Origin of the sequence: Pseudoalteromonas sp. T1lg21, from assembly GCF_002964625.1 — a bacterium.
Classification (GTDB): Bacteria; Pseudomonadota; Gammaproteobacteria; order Enterobacterales; family Alteromonadaceae; genus Pseudoalteromonas; species Pseudoalteromonas gelatinilytica.
The window spans coordinates 1-466 of record NZ_PQBX01000057.1 but is presented as its reverse complement, the minus strand read 5'-3'; the positions used below and the strand labels follow the sequence as shown (position 1 = coordinate 466).

Below are 466 nucleotides of genomic sequence, written 5' to 3'. Positions count from 1 at the left end.
GATGATTGTTAGTTAGCTAAACCGTTTGGTTTAACTAATTAATATGCTCTTTAAAAATTTGGAAAGCTGATATTAAAATTCTTATAGATAACATTGTTATTTATAAAGAGTTTTCAAAAGTAAAAAATATGCCAGTTAATCAGCAATGATTAATCGGTATCTACTTTAGTATTCTCATCATTATTTGATGACGTATAGTTACTCTTGCAACGGAGTTGATCCCATTACTTAGAAATCAAATTTTGCAAGTTGAAGAATATTTAAGATTAGATTTACAAAACGAGCGATACGCAGGTGTGTGGATGCATAACGCTTTAACTCGTAAATATCCCTCAGCTAATAAATCACTAGCGTGGCAATACTTATTTCCTTCCTACAAATTAAGTGATGACCCAGAAACTGGCGAGATACGTCGCCACCATTTCCACCCTACATGTGTTAGAAAAGCGATTAAAAAAGCATTAAA

1 pseudogene is annotated in these 466 nt (G+C 32.2%); it reads left to right on the top strand.

The window, feature by feature from the left end:
* Window positions 1–215: 215 nt before the first annotated feature.
* Window positions 216–466: pseudogene (locus C2M25_RS22030) on the top strand (integron integrase); the annotation flags it as partial.